This window comes from Lactococcus garvieae (genome assembly GCF_016027715.1).
Classification (GTDB): Bacteria; Bacillota; Bacilli; order Lactobacillales; family Streptococcaceae; genus Lactococcus; species Lactococcus garvieae_A.
In genome coordinates this window covers 72,235-93,645 of the sequence record NZ_CP065691.1, presented here as the reverse complement: position 1 = coordinate 93,645, position 21,411 = coordinate 72,235, and the positions used below count along the sequence as shown (strand labels likewise).

Sequence of the window (21,411 nt, the reverse complement as noted above, 5' to 3'; positions counted from 1 at the left end):
TCTGGGCAAACAGAAAAACTTTCAGTTTTTTTAACTTTGTAGCACAAAAAAAATAGCGAAACAAATCTCGCTATTTTTTATATTATTTTACTTCTTCAACTTCTGTTTCTGGAGCAGTTTTTTCTGGAGCATTTGACAAGTCTGACAATGGCTCAAGGTTACGGTAACGGAACATACCAGTACCGGCAGGAATAATCTTACCGATGATGACATTTTCTTTAAGACCAAGCAAGTGATCTTCTTTACCATGAATCGCAGCATCGGTCAAGACACGTGTTGTTTCTTGGAATGATGCAGCTGACAAGAATGAGTTTGTTTCCAATGAAGCTTTGGTAATACCCATAAGCACTGGACGACCTGTGGCAGGTGTTTTACCTGAAAGGAGAGCTTCTTCATTGATTTTTTCAAAGTCAGAAATATCCATCAGACCACCAGGCAAGATATCTACATCACCAGTATCCATCACGCGAACTTTACGAAGCATTTGGCGAACCATAACCTCGATGTGTTTGTCGCCGATTTCAACCCCTTGTGAACGGTAAGTTTTTTGAACTTCACCGAGCAAGTAAGTTTCAACAGACAAAGCATCACGGACTTGAAGCAAGTGTTTAGGCTCAATAGAACCTTGGATAAGTTGATGACCACGGTGGATGAATTCACCTTCTTCAACCATAAGCACATCAGCCATTGATACTGTATATGTACGAGTATCTGTTTTACCTTTGACTGTGATTTCACGTGTACGTGTTGCAGCGTCTTCCACAATAGACTCAACCGTACCAGTAACTTCGGTAATGATTGCTTCCCCTTTAGGATTACGTGCTTCAAAGATTTCTTGTACACGAGGCAAACCTTGAGTGATATCTGAACTTGACGCAACACCACCCGTGTGGAATGTACGCATTGTCAACTGAGTACCAGGTTCACCGATTGATTGAGCGGCGATAGTACCAACAGCTTCACCAACTTCAACCGCTTCACCTGTTGCCAAGTTTTTACCATAACAGTGTTTACATACACCATGTGGTGTTTTACATGTAAATACTGAACGGATTGTTACTTCTTTGATACCAGCAGCAACGATTTCTTTAGCAATATCTTCTGTAATCAATTGATCATCACCAATGATTACTTCACCAGTTTCAGGATGTACCACAGTTTTACGTGTGTAACGTCCTTCTAGGCGTTCAACCAATGGTTCAACCATTTCTTTACCAGTTGCAATATCACTAATCAATAGACCACGGTCTGTGCCACAGTCCACTTCACGGATGATAACGTCTTGTGCCACGTCAACCAAACGACGTGTAAGATAACCTGAATCGGCTGTCTTAAGGGCTGTATCGGTCATACCTTTACGAGCACCGTGAGTTGAGAAGAACATTTCCAAGACAGAAAGTCCTTCACGGAAGTTAGAGATGATCGGCAATTCCATGATTTGACCATTAGGAGCGGCCATCAATCCACGCATACCAGCCAATTGTGAGAAGTTGGAAATGTTACCACGGGCACCAGAGTCCATCATCATAACGATTGGGTTAGTCAAGTCTTGCTCTTCGATCAAGCGTTTTTCAAGTGCGTCTTTCGCGCCACGCCAAACGTCTGTTACAGCGTTATAACGTTCATCATCAGTAATCAAACCACGACGGAATTGTTTAGTGATTTGTTCCACACGTTTGTGGGCTGCACCGATAATTTCTGCTTTTTCGGGAACAACTGGGATATCTGCGATACCCACTGTCAAACCAGCCAATGTTGATTGGTGGTAACCCAAGTTCTTCAACAAGTCAAGAAACTCAGATGTGGTTGTTGTACGGTAACGTTTGAAGACTTCAGCGATGATATTACCCAAGTGTTTTTTCTTAAATGGCAATACTGTATCGATTTCAGCTAAACGTGCATGAATATCTTCACCAGGTTCCATAAAGAAACGGTCATCAGTTTGAGTAGTGATGTTCGCATCTGTTGGTTCGTTCAAGTAAGGCATACCTTCTGGGTAAATGTCATTACCTTCTGGCATGATTGAGTTAAACATAACTTTACCAACAGTTGTAATCAAGATCTTACCTTTTTGGAAATCTGTCCAAGGTTTATTCATTGATTGTGTCGCAATACCGATACGTGTGTGCAAGTGAACGTATCCGTTACGCATAGCAATTTCAACTTCACCTGGAGTAGAGAAGATCATACCTTCTCCTTCACGTCCCTTAGCTTCCATAGTCAAGTAGTAGTTACCCAAGACCATATCCTGTGATGGCGTAACAACTGGCTTACCATCTTTAGGGTTAAGGATGTGTTCAGCTGCAAGCATAAGCAAACGAGCTTCTGCTTGAGCTTCTTCTGACAATGGTACGTGGATGGCCATTTGGTCACCATCGAAGTCGGCATTGTAGGCTTCACAAGCCAATGGGTGCAAGCGCATAGCACGGCCATCGATAAGGACTGGTTCAAATGCTTGAATACCCAAACGGTGAAGCGTAGGTGCGCGGTTAAGAAGAACTGGGTGTTCTTTAACTACATCTTCAAGAACATCCCATACTTCAGCATCTTGACGCTCAACTTTACGTTTAGCGGCACGGATGTTTGCGGCCATTTCACGTTTTACCAATTCGGACATTACGAATGGTTTGAACAGCTCGATAGCCATTTCACGTGGCACACCACATTGGTACATTTTAAGTGTTGGACCAACAGCGATAACGGAACGACCTGAGTAGTCGACACGTTTACCCAGCAAGTTTTGACGGAAACGTCCTTGCTTACCTTTCAGCATATGGCTGAGAGATTTAAGCGGACGGTTACCAGCACCGGTGATTGGACGTCCACGACGACCATTATCAATCAATGTATCAACGGCTTCTTGCAACATACGTTTTTCATTTTGTACGATGATGTTTGGAGCATTAAGCTCCATCAAACGTTTCAAACGGTTGTTACGGTTGATAACACGACGGTAAAGGTCATTCAAGTCAGATGTGGCAAAACGGCCACCATCCAATTGAACCATTGGACGAAGATCTGGTGGAATAACTGGAAGAACATTAAGAACCATCCAAGCTAATTCATTACCAGATTTTTTGAAAGCTGTCAAAACGTCCAAACGACGGATGATTTTCACACGGCGTTGTCCGCTAACATTTTTCAACTCTTCTTTAAGTTCAGCAACTTCTCCATCAATATCGACATCATTAAGCAAGTCTTGGATCGCTTCAGCACCCATTTTTGCTACGAATGAACCAAATCCATTTTTAAGGAGTTGTTCACGATATTCACGTTCAGTCAAAAGTTGTTTCTTTTCAAGATCTGTTTCTTTAGGATCAATAACAACGTAGCTTGCGAAGTAAATAACTTCTTCAAGAGCACGTGGGCTCATATCAAGAGCAAGCCCCATACGTGATGGAATCCCTTTGAAATACCAGATGTGTGAAGTTGGTGCTGCCAACTCGATGTGTCCCATACGTTCACGACGTGATTTAGCTGTCGTTACTTGAACACCACAGAGTTCACAGACTTGGTTTTTGTAGAAAACGCCTTTAAGCTTACCACAAGCACATTCCCAGTCCTTTTGTGGACCAAAGATACGCTCATCGAAGAGACCTTCGCGTTCAGGTTTTTGCGTACGATAGTTGATGGTTTCTGGTTTTTTGACTTCACCAAATGACCAGTAACGAATTTTTTGTGGAGATGCGATACCAATTCGCATGCTCTCAAATTTATTTACATCGACCAATGTTTTCTCCACTTTCTTTGTATTTATTTCTTTTCTTTTGAGTGTTCTATCAGAATAAGAACGTTCTGTGAAGAGCGCTAGATTTAACTCTTATAATTCTCTAGCCAGAGAATTATAAGGGCAAAGGAGCTAGACAGCAATGCAGAGCTAACTTTCAAGAATAGTTTTATCAAGTCTAGTTCTGCATTACCGCCTAGCATTTTTGCACAGCGGTTCACCTCAAGAGGATTTTATCAAAGTTTCTAATATTGAGATTGCAAACAATCTTTTTATAAACTCATTTTTGTTTCCTATGTTAGAAAAGAATAATTATTTTTCTTCTTTTGCTTGGCTAATCAATTCCTGCTCAGTTTCAACTGATTGGGCTACGATTTGTTCTTGAGCTTCAAGCATTTCTGGTGTAATATCAATGTTTTCTTGACGAACTTCGATTTCATCATCAAGTTCACGAAGATCAAGGACATTCTTATCACCATCAAGGACTTTAAGATCCATACCAAGTGCTTGCAATTCTTTTACAAGAACGCGGAATGATTCAGGAAGACCTGGTTTAGGAATACGTTCACCTTTAACAATAGCTTCATAAGCACGTGTACGACCAATAACGTCATCTGACTTGTAAGTCAAGATTTCTTGGAGGACATTGGCTGCTCCATAGGCTTCAAGAGCCCAAACTTCCATTTCCCCGAAACGTTGTCCACCGAACTGTGCTTTACCACCGAGTGGTTGTTGCGTAACGAGTGAGTAAGGACCAACACTACGTGCGTGAAGTTTATCATCAACCATGTGGTGAAGTTTAATCATGTACATGACACCCACTGAGATGCGGTTGTCAAAGGCTTCACCTGTACGACCATCATAAAGAACTGTTTTAGCATCTTCAGCCATACCAGCTTCTTTAACTGTATCCCAGATATCTTCATCACTGGCACCATCAAAGACTGGTGAAGCAATGTGGATACCCAAAGTACGAGCAGCCATACCAAGGTGAAGTTCCATAACTTGTCCGATATTCATACGAGAAGGGACACCCAATGGGTTCAACATGATATCAATAGGTGTACCATCTGGTAAGTAAGGCATATCTTCTACAGGAACGATATTTGAAACGACACCCTTGTTACCGTGACGACCGGCCATCTTATCTCCGACGTGGATTTTACGTTTTTGTGAGATGAAGACACGTACCAGTTTATTCACGCCTGATGGCAATTCGTCACCATTTTCACGAGTAAATACGCGAACGTCATGAACGATACCGCCACCACCGTGAGGTACACGGAGTGATGTATCACGAACTTCACGTGCTTTTTCACCGAAGATTGCACGAAGAAGACGTTCTTCTGGAGTTGGGTCAGTTTCACCCTTAGGTGTTACTTTACCAACAAGCAAGTCACCATCTTCAACTTCAGCACCAATACGGATAATTCCGTCTTCGTCCAAGTTTTTAAGGGCTTCATCCCCGATATTTGGAATTTCACGAGTGATTTCTTCAGGGCCAAGCTTTGTATCGCGAGTTTCTGATTCATATTCTTCGATAGCAATAGAAGTATAAACGTCATCTTTAATCAAACGTTCAGACATGATTACGGCATCCTCGAAGTTATAACCTTCCCAAGTCATATAAGCAACAAGTGGATTTTGACCGAGAGCCATTTCTCCATTTTCCATAGATGGCCCGTCACCAATAATATCACCAGCCTCAACTTTATCGCCAAGTTGAGCAAGTGGACGTTGGTTGTATGAAGTACCTGAGTTTGAACGACGATATTTCATGATATTGTAAATATCAAGTTCACCTGTTGTACGACGAACACGGATTTCATCAGCATCAACGTATTCAACTGTACCATCATGTTTACTAATGACAGCAGCACCTGAGTCACGGGCTGTTTGATGTTCCATACCAGTACCAATCCATGGTGCATGTGGGTCAATCAATGGCACCGCTTGACGTTGCATGTTGGCTCCCATGAGGGCACGGTTGGAGTCATCGTTTTCCAAGAAAGGAATACAAGCAGCAGCTACGGCGATAACCTGTTTAGGAGAAACATCCATAAAGTCTACTGTTGAAGCTTCAACTTCAATATTGTTACCCACGTGACGAGCCATTACAGTTTCGTCAGCAAATTTATTATCTTCTGTCAAAGCAGAGTTTGCTTGCGCAACTGTATAGTTGTCTTCTTCATCAGCTGTAAGGTATTCAACTTCATCAGAAACTGTTCCAGTCGCACGATCTACACGACGGTATGGGGACATGATGAAGCCATACTCATTGATTTTCGCATATGATGACAAGTTGTTAATCAGACCGATATTTGGACCTTCAGGTGTTTCAATCGGACACATACGACCATAGTGAGTGTAGTGAACGTCACGGACTTCATATGAAGCACGGTCACGTGAGATACCACCGGGACCTAAGGCAGAAAAACGACGTTTGTGAGAAAGCTCTGACAACGGATTATGTTGGTCCATGAACTGTGACAACTGTGAAGAACCAAAGAACTCTTTGATTGCAGCAGTTACAGGACGGATGTTAATCAACCCTTGTGGTGTCATGTTCTCATTTTCAGAAGATGACATACGTTCACGGATCACACGTTCCATACGTGAAAGACCGATACGTACTTGGTTTTGAAGCAATTCACCAACTGAACGGATACGACGATTACCTAAGTGGTCGATATCGTCTACTTTACCGATACCTTCAGAAAGACCCAACCAGTAGTTAATGTTAGCAATAACATCAGCTGGCATCAACACACGATTTTCTGCAGGAATTTGACCATTAGAGATCAAGGTAACTACACGTTCTGGATCTTTTGGAGAATAAACTTTCAGAGTTTGAAGTTCAATTGGCTCAGGAATAACAGCATCGTCAGATGGTTGATAAACTGTTGTGTTGAGACCATTGTCCAAAAGGTTTTCGATTGAATCCAAGACATCACGTGTTACGACTGTATCAGATTCTACAAGAATTTCGCCGGTTTCAGGGTCAACGATTGGCTCAGCCAAAGTCAAACCAAGAATACGGTTCTTGAGTGCGAGTTTTTTATTAAATTTGTAACGACCAACTGGTGCAAAGTCGTAACGGCGTGGATCGAAGAAACGTGCAATCAAAAGTCCACGAGAGCTGTCCGCTGTTTTAGGCTCACCAGGACGAAGACGGTCATAGATATCTTTGAGCGCTTCTTCAACACGTGTATCTGATGGGTTTTTGTGAACATCTTTACCTAATGTAGTGTTGAGGAGTTCACTTGGACCCATAAGTTCAAGAATCTCATCATCGCTACCAAAACCGAGAGCACGCAACATTGTTGTAAATGTCAACTTACGTGTGCGGTCAATACGTACATAACCTACGCCTTTAGCGTCTGTGTCCAACTCAAACCAAGCTCCACGGTTAGGAATAGTTGTGTGACCAAATGATTCCAATCCATTTTTATCTGTTTTAAGGTGGAAATATGAACCTGGGCTACGTACCAACTGGCTGACGATCAAACGTTCAGAACCGTTGTTGATGAATGTACCCATTTCTGTCATAAGTGGGAAGTCACCGAAGAAAACTTCTTGCGTTTTCAATTCGCCTGTTTCTTTATTTACAAGGCGGAAAGTCACATGGATTGGTGCAGAATAGTTTGCATCGTGAGCACGGGCTTCATCCACTGTGTATTTAGGGGCTTTCATCTCATATCCGACAAATTCAAGCTCCATAGTGCCCGCAAAGTTGTCAATTGGAAACATTTCTTTGAAGACGTTAGCCAAACCTTCATCAAGGAAGTTTTGGTAACTTGCTGTTTGAACTTCAATCAAGTTCGGCAAACCAATTACTTCTTTGATTCGTGAAAAACTGCGTCTTGTACGGTGTTTACCGTATTTTACGTCATGTCCTGCCAAGTTGATTCTCCTCATTCTATTTTTCCAGATTTACTGGATGTGTTATACAAGATTTGTCTTTTTTAAGTTTCTTATGAAAAAATCTGAAAAGTCAGTAGTTTGTCTTTTTCATTACTTTTTGGATTTTTAACAGTTCAGAAACGGCAAAAAAGCAACGAAAACTTGACGTTTCGTTGCTTACAAAAGCCGTGGGGACAATATTTCCCACAGAATTTGTCGACAAACCATTACCCTATATTATATCATTTATCGACGTCATTTACAAGGTCTAGACTGGGTTCAGCTTCTTTATTTTTTACTTTAACTTTACCCGTTTCAGTGACCTCTAAACCTTCTAATCTAAGGAGACGGATTTGTTCAACTCGCCCTTCCCCATGCATGCCAATATTTCCATCTGCACGAATAATTCTCCACCAAGGTAACTGATGACTTTCAGATAAGCCATGGAGAACACGAGCTACTTGACGCGCACCATTAATTAAGCCTGCCCGTAGTGCAATATCTCTGTAGGAACTGACCTGCCCATAAGGCACACGTTTGATTTCAGCAAGTATCTTTTGGGTTTCAGGTTTAAGTTCTTGAATATCCTTTACCATATCTTCACGCGTTTTTCAGGCGCACGGTACATACCATCTTCTTCTGACACATCAAAGGTTTGATAAAATTCTTCCAAGTTTGTTGGCGGAATGTTTGCTCGCAGCTTAGCTGGAGCATGCACGTCCATTGACAGAAGCATTTGTTGGAACTCTCGACTGGCTTTCATACGCCAGATTTTCCCCCATTGACTAAAGAACTCAGCCAAATCTACATCTGCTTCTTTTTGCGCAGCTGTCATCGCAGCTGTGATGCCCCCCTGATCAGCAATATTTTCCGAAACAATCAACTTACCATTCGCAGGTCCAACTTCTGTTTCTAAGCCATCAAAGGCCGCAATCATCTCTTCTTGTTTCTTTTCAAAAGCCGCATAATCTTCATCGGTCCACCACTTGTTTAAATTACCAAATTTGTCAAACTGCGCACCATTATTATCAAATGCGTGTGAGATTTCATGGGCAATAACTGCACCTATTCCGCCATAATTTTGGCTTGATGATTGTTCAAGACTGTAAAAAGGAGCTTGTAGAATTGCTGCCGGGAAAACGATGGTATTACTATCTGGACTGTAATAAGCATTCACCATATGTGCCGGCATATGCCACAAAGATTTATCCACATCTTCACTGAATTTTTCATAGTGACGGGCCGTGAGTAATTCATCAAAGTTGCATGCATCTTCATAAAGACTGCCCTTTCCTACCTTTAATCTGCTATAAATTTCTGGTAATTTATCAGGATATCCAATAAAGACTGTGATGGCGCTCAGTTTTTCAATTGCTTTATCAATCGTTTCTCGACTTAACCACTCGTTTTTGTCCAAACGTTCTTGATAAACCTTAATCATCTCAGAGGTCATATGTTTTACATCTGACTTGGCTTCCTCACCGAAATATTTAAGACCATAAAACAATCCAATCACTTGGCTAAAATAGCTCTCCGTTAAATCCAACTGATGTTTTTCTTGACTTCGTGCTTCAGCTACATTAGACAAAAAGCGTCCATAAGCCGATCCCAAAAGACGGAGTTCATTGGAAAGCAAGCCACTTGCTTTACGTGCTATTTTTACAAGCATCCATGATTTGATCAAAGGCCAGTTTTCTGCATTAATGATACTGTCGAAAGCATCATAAAAGCGATTTTCAAAAACAACAATCTTTTCCGGTTCTGTGTGCACAAGGCCTGTGACAAATGAGCGAAAATCTATATTTTCAAAATGATTCACAAATTCTTCAAAAGGAATTGGATTATAAAGCTCTGCATATTTGGCCCATTCTTCTGACGTGTTGGCTGAATCAACGAGAAGACTATCAAAAGCGACCGCTTGGGCAGCAATTTCTTGGGCTTCGTCTAAACCAAAATGTTCCAAAAGATCTTTCGAATTTTTCTGCCAAAAACTTAAAAGTTCTGCTTTTCGTGGATGCTCTGCGGCATAATAAGTTGTATCAGGCAAAATTAAGCCAGGTCCTGTAAAACCAAGCGAGTGATGTACCGCATCTTTCATATCTGCATCCACACTGAGTGAGAATGGGAGTGGTGCTTGCGAATGAAATATCAAGTCTAATAAATGCAGACGGAAATCTTCAAATGTTGTTAAACGCTGTACCTTATCCAACTCTTTTATCACTGCCGAAAAATCATTGGTATTGCGTGCTTTCCAATCACCCGCTTTATTATAAAATTTAATGGCTTCCAGCAGCTCAGGATTTCCCTCAGGAAGTTCAACGGACATTCTCTGTAAGTCTGCGGTCAAGTTTTTTTCATTCACCAATACGAGTTCATCAAAAGCAGAAATCCGCGGTTTGTCACTTGGTATCTCTGCCTGAGTCAGCCATTCGGCATTTACTGTTGAAAATAAATCATCTTGTATACGTGTCATTTTAACCCCCTGAAAACGTTTTTTCTATTATAACACAAAAGAAAAAGCAAGTTTCTGAAGAGCTCTCTGCAGTCAAAAACTTGCTTATTTTTTAAAGATGTAATTTTTGTCGAAGACGCGTGCCACGGCTTCCCATGAGTTTTTCGAGTAGTCCAGCTTTTGCTGCCAAGAAAAGATAAGTGAAGAGACCCCCACCGCCTGCAACAAGAACAACAAGCAAGGCTTTGAAATGGCCTGGTGAAAGAGGCATAAGAATTAATGAAATCAAACCGTAAAGCACCAAAGTAACCACAGCCATAATGGCAGTGATAATCGTGATACCAATAATTCCCTTCATTGTACTTCTCACTCGGAAACCTGTGACCTCATGAATCTTACGTATGATAATCCATGTTCCGTAAGCAAAAGCAATCGTCGTTGCAACTAAGGGGCCGTATGAATGGAAAATCATAATAGCCGGTATTTGTAAGATTAATTTAATGACTAAAGTAATAAGGAAATAGCGCATCGCTACTTTAGAATAGTGTAAAGCTTGTAATATCGGAGCCACCATCGTGTAGAGAGCCAATAAGAAACTCTGAAGGACGGCCCAGATAAACAGGGCAAGCTGCATACTATTTACCGAACCATAGAAAAGAGTGTAAATAGGCGAAGCTAAAATAGTCATTCCTAAAACGGCGGGAAGCATGAAGGCTACAAAAAGTTGGAAATCATAAGAGATTAAGTGCGCTGTTTCTTTATAGTTTTTCTTAACGAAGTTAGAAGCGATCAAAGGCAGAGCTACAGCTCCCAAGGTCATCGCTTCCCCAATCAAAATCATCGTCAATTTATCTGTATTGGCAGAAAAGTATGAGAAGAAGACTAAGAGTTGTGTGTCGCTATAATCAGACACCCAACGCATGACAGTAACAAAGGTTGCTTGATCGACAATCTTAAAAATTTGAATGGCAGAACCAATCACAACGAAAGGTATCGCTTGATAAATCGTCTGAGAAAGTAAACGCCATGCACTTATTTTAGTAATACTTGGTCCTGGATTAATGATTTTGCCCAGCATATTGTTTTTGATTAAGTACCATAGAAGAACAGCACAAGAGCCCAACATACCGATAAAGGCAGCCGTGGTCGATTGAACAACTGCTTGCGTCCAATCGCCCCCTGAGAAGCCAAGTTTCATAATCATAAAGGTAAAGACCAGCATCCAGATTACACGAACAACTTGTTCATAAATCTGACTAAGGGCGATGGGTTTCATATCATTTAAGCCTTGGAAATACCCTCGAATAACCGACATGGCTGGGAAAATCAAGATGGCTAAGGAAAGTGAACGCATCACTTCAGTCAGATTTTCACCACCACCAGACATCGCTGCTAGTGCAGGCGCTCCAATATACATAACGCCAGCCGCCACTACACCCAAGCCAAGCATAAAGATGAAAATATGACGTACCAAACGGTTACTTAGATTTTCATCACCCATCGCATTATAGTGCGCCACTTCACGCGCAATGGCTACCGGCAATCCTGCGGTCGAAATCAAAAGGAAAAGAGCATAGATGTTATACCCCATGGAGAAAAGGGCATTGGCTTCATTATTATGCTCTCCCATCCAAGCAAACCAAGGAATGATGTAGATGGCGCCCAAAAGACGTGATAAAATATCTGCGAGTGTAAACCACAAAGTCCCTCGCATCATTGTATCCTGTTGTTCTGCTTTATTATCTCGAATCTCTTTACGCTTGTTTTCCGCATCCATCTGCTGGAGCTTCTCTTCCATGCTGAGATTTTCAGTCGTATCTGTACTATTCATTTTTATATTTTACCATGAACCAAGCATTTTTGACAATAAAAATTTGTAATACGACGAGAATAGAGCTATAAGCCCATTATATCCTCCCTATCTTTTTTCATTTATCTCATATTTTAAATGGTCTTTATATCTGGTTTTACTCAGCAAAATCATAAGTAGACATTGTCTTTATATTCCATGCTATTTTACTAAGAAGCAAAATGAAAAATAGAACAATTGTGAGTAAATGAAAATACACTGTAAGTATAATAAAAGAAACTGCTAGAAGCAGAGTGTAAGCCCCGACTATTGGCCTTTTCTCTATACTTAATAAGCTCAGCAAACGTTCGCTAACAAAATAGACCATGAGTATAATGTTTATCAGGATTAAACTGAGCACCATGATTAACGTCACCATGCTTAGGGAAGAAGCCACCGTGTAAAACAGCAAAGCCATCAAATAAGAAATTCCTTGCAGTTTCGGGAAACGTTTCTTATAAAAAGCAATCTCATCCTCTTTTTTCATAAATGCTACATGTTGAAACATAAAAATTCCTAGACTGCCTAAAGCTAAACCGAGTTGGATCATCGCAGCAAGTCCCAAAAGTACATCAAAATCCCAAGAACTTATTGAGCCCAAGTCCGTTATGAAAAAATGCATACCGAGAAGAACTAAAGCATTGTAGCTATAAGTTTGATTGTTTTTATTCATAAAGCTTTTCAATAGATACGACCTTTTTAGGTTTCTTTTTCATTATAATCTTCCTTTCATAGATAACTTTTTGAAGTCCTTTGGTGAAATATTCATTTAATAAACGAATAATAAGTAAGCAAAAATATAACGGCTAAGTCGATTCTCCTTTCATTAGTAATTAATATTAGTGTACAACACACATCAACTCAAAAATAATTTAAACTTATACTAAAATTACTATATATTGTGTTTCGAGATTTATCCGATACCCTGAGGAAACTCTATCGTTAGTCGTTGATTACTATTTTTAGTGCAAACTTGAAGAATTAATATATTAAAATTTTAGGAGGAAGGAAGCATGCAAACAAATCTCCCCCTCGGTGAGACATATAAATATTTCCGCACATCAAAAAATTTCCCACTCAAGGAAGCTGCTCGTGAATGCATCTCCATTTCGCAACTCTCAAATTTTGAAAGAGGAAAAAGCATTGTATCTTCCCTCGTATTATTCCATCTCCTCGAAAATATAAATGTTTCTTTTCATGAGTTTTTTTATCACCTTCAATATTGCAATAGCCACCTCAACTTACTTGAGGAGAGTAATCTGGCTTATTCGAATAATAATCTTGCACATCTTAAAGCTATACTTAAAAAATATGAATCTATAATCCCTAAAAACCCTACATCGAAAAACAAATTACAAATGGATAAAACTTGTATCGAATTAGCTATTAGCATTCTTGATACTAATTATGAGTTAAACACGAAAAATATCCAAGTCATTAAACAATACTTGAATGATATAAAACTTTGGGGAGAATATGAGATTTCTCTGCTAGGTACTATAGCATCTATTTTAGACTTAGGAACCTTATCAAAATTCAGTCAAAGAATGCTTGCCCCAATACAGAAAAAAATCAATAACCCCCTCACTCATAAAATAAGGATACATACTTCTATAGATATCCTAAGTATTTTTATTAAAAATAAACAGTTTACTTTATCGGAAGAACTTATTTATTATTTAGAGACTTTGAAATTCCACGAGTATGATCTTTTCGAAAAAATCTATTTTACATATCAGAAAGCGCATTTTGAAGTTACCTTTGGAAATAGGACTTCGCTAACTATCATGAAACAATGCCAACTGATTTTTGAGTTTAGTGAATTCTATCAAATTGCTCAAAAGATGGATGAAGAAATCGAAAATGTAGAACGCTCATTGAAGTAATAAATCATATATACTAAAAAAACTACGCCTAAAACATTTTTACATTAATTAAAGTAAAGATGCTTCAATATACCATGTATTAAGAAAACAAGCTTTCTAAAGATACAAAATCACTATCGAAAATGATATAATTAAGCCTATATAAACTGAAAATTTGGCTGAAAGTAATTCTTTCGGAGGGGATTACTAAAAGTTCCATCCAACGCTAAGTGAAGCGCCTTAGGTCCTATCCAATATTTGAAGTTAGGCGATATAAATAAAGGAGGCAAAAAAGCTTGATAAAATTACAAAATATACTAGAAATCCTGAAGAAAGATGAAAACTTCCATGAAATAGCTTTCCAAAAAGAATATTACTATGACTGGGAAGAAGATTTCGAATTTGATCAGTTGAGTTATGACAGTCGGAAGACATCTGCCACCACCCTTTTCTTTGCAAAAGGTCTTAATTTTAAGGCTGAATACTTAGAAAATATAGACGTGCCTTTCTATATTTCTGAAATAGACTACGAAGTAGACATTCCAGCTATTGTGGTAACCAATGTAAAACGTGCAATGAGTCTTTTAGCACAAGCCTTTTATGACTACCCTCAAAAAGAACTCCAAACACTGGCTTTAACAGGTACTAAAGGCAAAACAACCTCCGCTTATTTTGCCAAGGCTATCCTGGATGAAATGAACGGTGGTAAGACGGCACTCCTTTCCACTGCTGAGACAACTTTAGACGGTAAGAACTTTTTCAAGTCAGAGCTAACAACTCCTGAAAGTCTAGATTTACTAAAAATGATGCGACAAGCCGTCGAAAACGGCATGACACATCTCGTGATGGAAGTCAGCTCCCAAGCCTATAAAACAGAACGTGTCTATGCATTAAACTTTGATGTAGGTGTTTTCCTCAACATTTCCCCTGACCATATCGGTCCCGTTGAACACCCTACATTGGAAGATTATTTCTATTGTAAGCGTCAACTTTTACGTCATTCTGCTTATTTTGTAGCCAACAGTGAAATGACACACTTCAATATCATCAAACAAGAGCTGGAAACACTTCAGATTCCACACGCTTTCTATGGTGAGAATTCAGAAAATCGGATTACGGACTCCCAAGCGCATGAATTTACAACAAGTGGAACGATTGCCGAACACTTTGAAATCCGCCTTCTAGGTAAATTTAATCAAGAAAATGCTTTAGCAACTGCTTTAGCGACCCACCAACTCGGAGCGAATGTAGCTCAGATTAAAGCAGGACTTGCCAAAGCTGTGGTTCCAGGACGTATGGAAATGTTAACTACCACACATGGCGCGCGAATTTATGTCGATTATGCCCACAATGGTATAAGTTTGAAAAATTTAGTTTCTGTTGTGGAACCACACCACAGTGGAAAAATCGTTTTAGTATTGGGAGCTACGGGTAACAAAGGCGAAAGTCGCCGCAAAGACTTTGGTCAAGTTATTGAAGCTCACGAACGTTTAGAAGTCATCCTCACCCAAGATGACTCAAACCATGAAGATCCGCAAGCTATCGCCAATGAAGTTGCAAGTTATGTGTCACGTCATTGTGACTTTGAAGCTGATCGTGCGGAAGCTATTAAGCTAGCCATCCAACGTGTTAAAGATAAAAATGACGCTGTGATTATCGCAGGAAAGGGAGCAGATAAGTTCCAACTCATCAATGATAAACGTGTACCTTATCCAGGGGACCGCATTGTTGCTGAACAATATCTTTAATAAGTAAAAAAAAACAGCCGAGGCTGTTTTTTTATTTGCCGTTACTCAATTCATCTTCCGATAGATCTGTCAATGAAGCATATTCTGCAGGGTAACGTTTTTTGTAGCGATTCATCATGAAGAAAGCAACTAAACCAAAGATAACTGGACCAGCAATCATTGATACAACTGTTTGAATTGTATCACCAAGCACTGCTGAACGAGCAGCTACTGGTAACGCAAAGTAGTCTGTGATTGGTTGGATAACTGTGAAGGCATTCGCAAATGCAACAACGAGGAATGTTACAGCTACAGCGGCCATAGCTACACCTTTTGATTTGTAAAGTGTAAATGGTTTTTCGATATTGTCATTAAGTTTGAACTTGGCATAAGCAATAACGATAAAGAGATATGGCAAAGTCATTGCAACGTTGGCCATGTTTGTCAAGATAGCAAAGAACTTAGCTGCTACTTCTGCACCACCACCAAGGTTGATAAGCATATTAAGTAAGATAATAACAAATACGATAACAAATTGGATTACCATCGCAAATTTAGGCATTCCTGATTCTTTATCAAGTTGTCCATAGCGACCAGGCCAAAGTTTATCAGGTGTACCTGAGATGATTTGTTTTACTGGGCTATAAATCAATGTAAAGAAAGCACCCATCAATGAGAGCAACATTGCAAGACCCATGTAACGTGCAAGAATCGAACCTATAACAACAGCACCTGAGTGACTCATACCAAAAGCATCACCCAAAGCTTCACCTAAGTATTGCATTGTTACATAACCAGCGTTCCCAAGGTTAATTGTTCCAGCTTTAACACCTTCATAGAAAGCGCCACCTGATTGGTAGTTCATGAAGAAACCAACACAGAGAATCATTACAGCGTAACCGATAGCAATGATAAGTGCTGAAGTTACAACTCCACGTGGGAAGTTTTTCTCAGGTTCATCTGTTTCATCAACCAAACCACCAACGGCCTCAACACCACCATAAGCGAAGATAGCGAAAACCATAAAGGCGATAAATCCGATAGCTGAACCATTATTGAAATTAGGGTTAAGACTTGTAACGAAAGCTTCTGCAGTGATTGGTGTTGTTGGATGACCATTGAGGATAAGAACCAAGAGCGCACATACCAAGAGGATTGCATTCAATGAAAGAACAGCGATACCACCGACTGTTGCGAATTTTTTAACCGCATCTAAACCACGTAGGGCAAAGAAAGTAATCCCAGCTACCCAAATCATCGCAAAAATTGAAAGAATCCATGGATCTGGAACATGAAGTGAGTTACCAAAAATCATGTTTGTGATAGGAACCATAATCCCATTAGAAACATTGACCATCCATACCAAGTATGAAGCGTACCACATAAATGTACCCACGAAGGCGAAAGTCGGACCAACCGCTTTCTCCATCCAAGAATAAATACCACCTTTTTCCTCTTTAAAGGCTGAACCAAGTTCGGTTACCATGAAGGCAAAGGGTAGGAAGAAGAATAAACCACCTACGATATACCATGGAATCGCAGCATAACCCATCATGTAAAATGCACGTGGGATATTATTGAATCCATAAACTGATGTAAAGATCATCAAGCATAAGCCGACAAGGGAGAGTTTCCCTTTTGCTTTATCAGACATCAAATGTCCTCCTTTTTTGTTAATCAGGTTTGCTGATTGTAAATATTTGTAAATCAAGTAAGTAAACTTACTCGGATAATTACCATGAGTTAAGAATATACAGTGTCTTACACCGTATGTTTTCACAAAAGCGCACTTTAAAAGATAGAATAGAACAATCATAACTAGAATACTTTATAATTGTGCGACAATTTTAAGAAAAACCTAAAACAGGTCGCCCGAAGGCGACTTGTTTTTAAGGTTATATGAAATTAAGCATTTCAAAAAAGTTATTGTTGAGAGAAAAACCTCTCTATCTTAAGAACTATTTTAGCTTATTATACTTTATTTTTCAACTTTGTTATTAAGAGTCAACATTTCAAGAAGGACATCGACAGCTTTTTCCATCGTTTGTAAACTTACAAACTCAAAGCGGCCGTGCATATTTTCACCACCTGCAAAGAGGTTTGGTGTTGGCAAGCCCATAAATGAAATTTTAGAACCATCGGTACCACCACGAACGGGTTCGATTTTTGGTTCAATGTTCAAGTTCTTCATTGCTTCTTCTGCAAGGTCAATGATTGACATATCTTTTTCGATAACTTGAGCCATGTTATAGTATTGGTCTTTAATCGTTGCTTTTACACGGTCAGAGCCAAGTTCAGCATTCATCTTGTCTGCAATTTCTTGCATCAAAGCTTTACGTGCGTTGAATTTATCTTCTGCATGGTCGCGGATGATATATTGTGCGCGCGCTTCTTCAACAGTACCCTCAAGTTTCAAAAGATGGAAGAAACCTTCACGTCCTTCTGTTTTTTCAGGACGGTCAAATTCTGGCAATTGTGCATGATAGTCCATTGCTAATTGCAAGGCATTCACCATTGTGTTCTTCGCTGTTCCGGGATGGACATTTTTACCTTGGAATTCTAAAACTGCACCCGCAGCTGAGAATGTTTCATATTCTAACTCTCCAAGTGGTCCGCCATCGACTGTGTAAGCAAAGTCAACATTGAAATCTTCAACATCAAAGCGATCTGCACCCGTACCTATTTCTTCATCAGGACCAAATCCAATACGGATTTCCCCATGTTCGAAGTCAGGGTTAATGTTAATCAAGTAGTCAGCCAAAGTCATAATTTCAGCGATACCTGACTTATCATCAGCACCCAAAAGGGTTGTACCGTCTGTGTGAATCAAAGTTTGACCTTTGTAGTTTTTCAAGTTAGGAAATTCAGCAGGATCAAGAGTGAAACCAGAGTCGCCAAGTTTAATAACAGATTCACCATCATAATTTTCGAGGATTTGGGGATTGATACCTTCCGCATTGAAATCTGCTGTATCCATGTGTGAAATCAAACCGATCTTACGGACATTTTTGTCTGTTGTTGCAGGAATAGTCCCCACAACATATCCGTTTGATTCAAGATAATGTACATCTTGAATACCAATGGCACGCATTTCGTCTGCCATTTTGTGTGCAAAGTCAACCAAAGCGGGAACAGATGGAACAGTAGTTGAGTTTTCATCTGAGCGGGTGTTTACTTTAACGTAGTCAAGGAAACGTGGTAACAATTTTTCGTATTTCATTCTTATCCTCCTATGGAAATAAAGTTATTTAATACCTTTGTTTGTTGAATTTGAGCAGCAATGAAGTCTTGAGCTTGGTCAAAGGTGACCTCTCTAATTTGAGTTTCCTCATCGAACTTAAGAAGAGACTTAAATTCTTTCTCACTTACTGCTTCAATGTAGCCATACTTTTGTAAAGCTCTAATAAAAATATCTGGACGAGCTTTGACGATGTCCTTACGCGTAAATTTAAGCAAGAAACTCGTCATATATTTCAGAGCATATTCTTGGTCAACATCGCCCATAATTTGATAGACTTCTTGCTCAAGCACTGTCAATGGCAAATTATTGGCCACCTTATAAAAATAATTAAACAAGCTATCGGTAGACAAATCATATCGGCTAGAAAAATGTAACTCAATCGCATTGGTCTGATTTTTTAGTTCCTGCTGGGTAATTGACTCGTCAAGCCTTTTTTCCAGTTGACTCCCTTTTGCAATAAAGAAAGGTTCTTCATAGCGGTAGGCAGCTGGCTCTTCTTGGGTCAAAACCAAGTCAAAATCCTCATCAGCAAATACCTTAAAATTATTGCCATAACGTTTATCTTTACGCCAGATAAAACCTGCTGCAATAAAACTGTCTATTTGACGATCTAAATTTTTGACCTGCTCAAACTCCTTATGAATCTGACGCAGGGTTACATCTTCCTGTAGCTCCAAATAATTAATCAAGCTTAAGAAAAAAGGCTGACGTGTCAGCCTATTTTCATTAAAAACGCGAATAGGCATTATTTGTTAAACTCTTCAGTCAGTTGTGGAACAACTTGCTTCTTACGTGAAACAGCACCAGCCAAGAAAGCATGGTCGTCTTCAAGCGTAAAGTGGAAAGCTGCTTCAACTTTGTCTTTGTGGCTACCGATTTCGACAATTTCTGAGTTAGAATTAACGATATCTGTAATCATGAAGACAAAGTCATCATAATGTTCAACTTCCATTGCTTTCTTGATGGCAACTTTGACATCATGTAAGCGAGCAAGTACATCTTGGATTTCAACTGTATTTACTTGAGCGATACGGATGCGACTACCATTAAGTTCAAATGTTTTCGCATCAATATCGATGAGTTCATCTGCTGATTTATCATCCAAGTTAGTACCAGCTTTCAACATAGCCATACCGTATTCTTGAAGATCTACACCAGCAATTTTAGCCAATTCTTCTGCAACTTTATGGTCAGTTGCGTGTGTTGTTGGTGATTTCAAAAGCAATGTATCTGAGATCAAACCTGAGAGTAAGAGACCAGCAATTTCACGGGGAATCTCTACTCCTGCTTCAAGAAACTTACGGTAGACAATCGATGAAGCTGAACCCACAGGCTCAATTGTCATGAATAATGGTGAAGCTGTGTTGAAGTTAGCAACACGGTGATGATCCACCACACCAAAGATATTTACATCCGCAATATCTGAAATTGATTGTTGGAACTCGTTGTGGTCAGTTAGGATAACTGTATCTACGCCTTCTTCAGCCGCCGAAGTTACCACACGTGGCGCTTCCACTCCAAAGTAATCTAAGGCAAATTGTGTTTCTTCATTTGGTGTGCCTAAAGCTACACATTCTGTATTCAAAGCGCCAACTGGGCGATTATTGCTCAAGTATGAAAAACCATAAGATGATGCGATTGCGTCTGTGTCTGGTTTTTGATGACCAAAGACGAAAATTTTATCCGACATTTCTTTACCTCATTATTATATTTATATTTGTCTCATTATACCAAAAAAAGAAGGTTTACGCACGATTTCAAAACAAGCCACTTAAAAATATCTCACTTTTTTAAACAAAAAAAAGCCGCAATTGGCTTTCTCTTTTTTTATCTGATTCTTTCTAAATAATCTTGGTAAGTTTCTGTGCCCATGATTGATTTAGCATTTGAGACACGATCTTTTGTTGGGGGTTTTACTCCTGCCAGTGGGTATTTCCATCCCAGTTCACGCCATTTAAACTCGCCCATCGTATGATAAGGAAGGATTTCGAATTTCAAAACATTATCCAAAGTTTTAACAAATTCCCCCAGCTTTTCTAGGTCTTCGTCTATGTCTGTTTCTCCCGGAACCAGAACATGACGAATCCACATCGCTTGACCATTATCAGAAAGGTAACGTGCAAATTCGAGGATGTTTTCGTTAGGATGACCAGTCAAAGCTTTATGACGTTTTGAATCAATCTCTTTCAAGTCAAGCAAAACAAGGTCAGTAACTTCAAGCAATTCGTCAATACGGGAAGTGATATAATCATCCGTTTTATAAGGACGCGCTGAAGTATCCAAAGTTGTATGAATCCCTAAACTTTTAGCATATTGGAAAAGGGCAATAACAAAGTCAATCTGCAGCATGGCTTCACCACCAGATACTGTAATCCCCCCTTTTTCACCCCAGAAGCCACGGAAACGCAAAGCTTCTTCCATAACATCTTCAACTCTTCGGGTCGTTGCCTTGGCATTTTTCAAGGCCCAAGTATCGGGATTATGACAATATTTGCAACGCATTTGGCAACCTTGCATAAAGACAATGAAACGTACTCCAGGTCCGTCTACAGAACCGAATGACTCTGTAGAGTGAATCACGCCTGTTACTTTTTTTGCTTCTTCAATATTTATATCAGTCATGAGCTATTCCTCTTTTTAAGTATGC

The 21,411-nt window shown here is 39.7% G+C and carries 13 protein-coding genes; 2 read left to right on the top strand and 11 right to left on the bottom strand.

All coding sequences use genetic code 11. From position 1 onward, the window contains the following. Positions 1-82 precede the first annotated feature (82 nt). The 6 genes from rpoC to I6G50_RS00580 all read right to left on the bottom strand — a co-directional run bounded on the left by rpoC (position 83) and on the right by I6G50_RS00580 (position 12,604). Entirely contained in the window at positions 83-3,730 is a 3,648-nt protein-coding gene (gene rpoC / locus I6G50_RS00605; protein ID WP_197909389.1) for a DNA-directed RNA polymerase subunit beta', read from the bottom strand. Positions 3,731-4,039: 309 nt separating this feature from the next. Beyond that, positions 4,040-7,630 carry a DNA-directed RNA polymerase subunit beta gene (gene rpoB, locus I6G50_RS00600; RefSeq protein WP_003135097.1) on the bottom strand — a complete coding sequence of 1,197 codons (3,591 nt, stop codon included), beginning with the start codon at positions 7,628-7,630 and terminating at the stop codon, positions 4,040-4,042. A gap of 242 nt (positions 7,631-7,872) precedes the next feature. Next, positions 7,873-8,226, bottom strand: a complete 354-nt coding sequence (locus tag I6G50_RS00595; RefSeq protein ID WP_197908863.1) for an MGMT family protein — start codon at positions 8,224-8,226, stop codon at positions 7,873-7,875. Then, the gene (locus tag I6G50_RS00590) at positions 8,220-10,103 is read right to left on the bottom strand and encodes a M13-type metalloendopeptidase (RefSeq protein WP_197908862.1); all 1,884 of its coding nucleotides are present in this window, start codon (positions 10,101-10,103) and stop codon (positions 8,220-8,222) included. Before I6G50_RS00590 ends, I6G50_RS00595 begins: the two co-directional genes overlap by 7 nt. 91 nt (positions 10,104-10,194) lie before the next feature. Further along, entirely contained in the window at positions 10,195-11,913 is a 1,719-nt protein-coding gene (locus I6G50_RS00585) for a putative polysaccharide biosynthesis protein (RefSeq protein ID WP_197908861.1), read from the bottom strand. A gap of 136 nt (positions 11,914-12,049) precedes the next feature. Then, positions 12,050-12,604: a hypothetical protein gene (locus tag I6G50_RS00580; RefSeq protein ID WP_197908860.1), complete on the bottom strand. Its 555-nt coding sequence runs from the start codon at positions 12,602-12,604 to the stop codon at positions 12,050-12,052. A gap of 340 nt (positions 12,605-12,944) precedes the next feature. On the opposite strand from I6G50_RS00580, the gene I6G50_RS00575 reads away from it, so the two are divergent. Next, positions 12,945-13,817 carry a helix-turn-helix domain-containing protein gene (locus tag I6G50_RS00575; protein ID WP_197908859.1) on the top strand — a complete coding sequence of 291 codons (873 nt, stop codon included), beginning with the start codon at positions 12,945-12,947 and terminating at the stop codon, positions 13,815-13,817. Positions 13,818-14,092: 275 nt separating this feature from the next. Beyond that, entirely contained in the window at positions 14,093-15,544 is a 1,452-nt protein-coding gene (locus I6G50_RS00570) for a UDP-N-acetylmuramoyl-L-alanyl-D-glutamate--L-lysine ligase (protein WP_197908858.1), read from the top strand. Between the two features lie 31 nt (positions 15,545-15,575). Here the strand turns inward: I6G50_RS00570 and yjeM are convergent, their stop codons facing one another. From yjeM to pflA, 5 genes are all read right to left on the bottom strand, one after another. After that, positions 15,576-17,177: a glutamate/gamma-aminobutyrate family transporter YjeM gene (gene yjeM, locus I6G50_RS00565; RefSeq protein WP_003135109.1), complete on the bottom strand. Its 1,602-nt coding sequence runs from the start codon at positions 17,175-17,177 to the stop codon at positions 15,576-15,578. A 324-nt stretch (positions 17,178-17,501) separates the two neighbouring features. Continuing rightward, complete coding sequence (gene pepT, locus I6G50_RS00560) at positions 17,502-18,743, bottom strand: peptidase T (RefSeq protein WP_003135110.1); 1,242 nt, start codon at positions 18,741-18,743, stop codon at positions 17,502-17,504. A 2-nt stretch (positions 18,744-18,745) separates the two neighbouring features. Then, the gene (locus tag I6G50_RS00555) at positions 18,746-19,510 is read right to left on the bottom strand and encodes a DUF1803 domain-containing protein (RefSeq protein ID WP_197908857.1); all 765 of its coding nucleotides are present in this window, start codon (positions 19,508-19,510) and stop codon (positions 18,746-18,748) included. Then, positions 19,510-20,454, bottom strand: a complete 945-nt coding sequence (locus tag I6G50_RS00550; protein ID WP_003135114.1) for a manganese-dependent inorganic pyrophosphatase — start codon at positions 20,452-20,454, stop codon at positions 19,510-19,512. The genes I6G50_RS00555 and I6G50_RS00550 overlap by 1 nt, the downstream gene beginning before the upstream one ends. A gap of 137 nt (positions 20,455-20,591) precedes the next feature. Beyond that, positions 20,592-21,386, bottom strand: a complete 795-nt coding sequence (gene pflA / locus I6G50_RS00545) for a pyruvate formate-lyase-activating protein (RefSeq protein ID WP_197908856.1) — start codon at positions 21,384-21,386, stop codon at positions 20,592-20,594. Positions 21,387-21,411 lie beyond the last annotated feature (25 nt).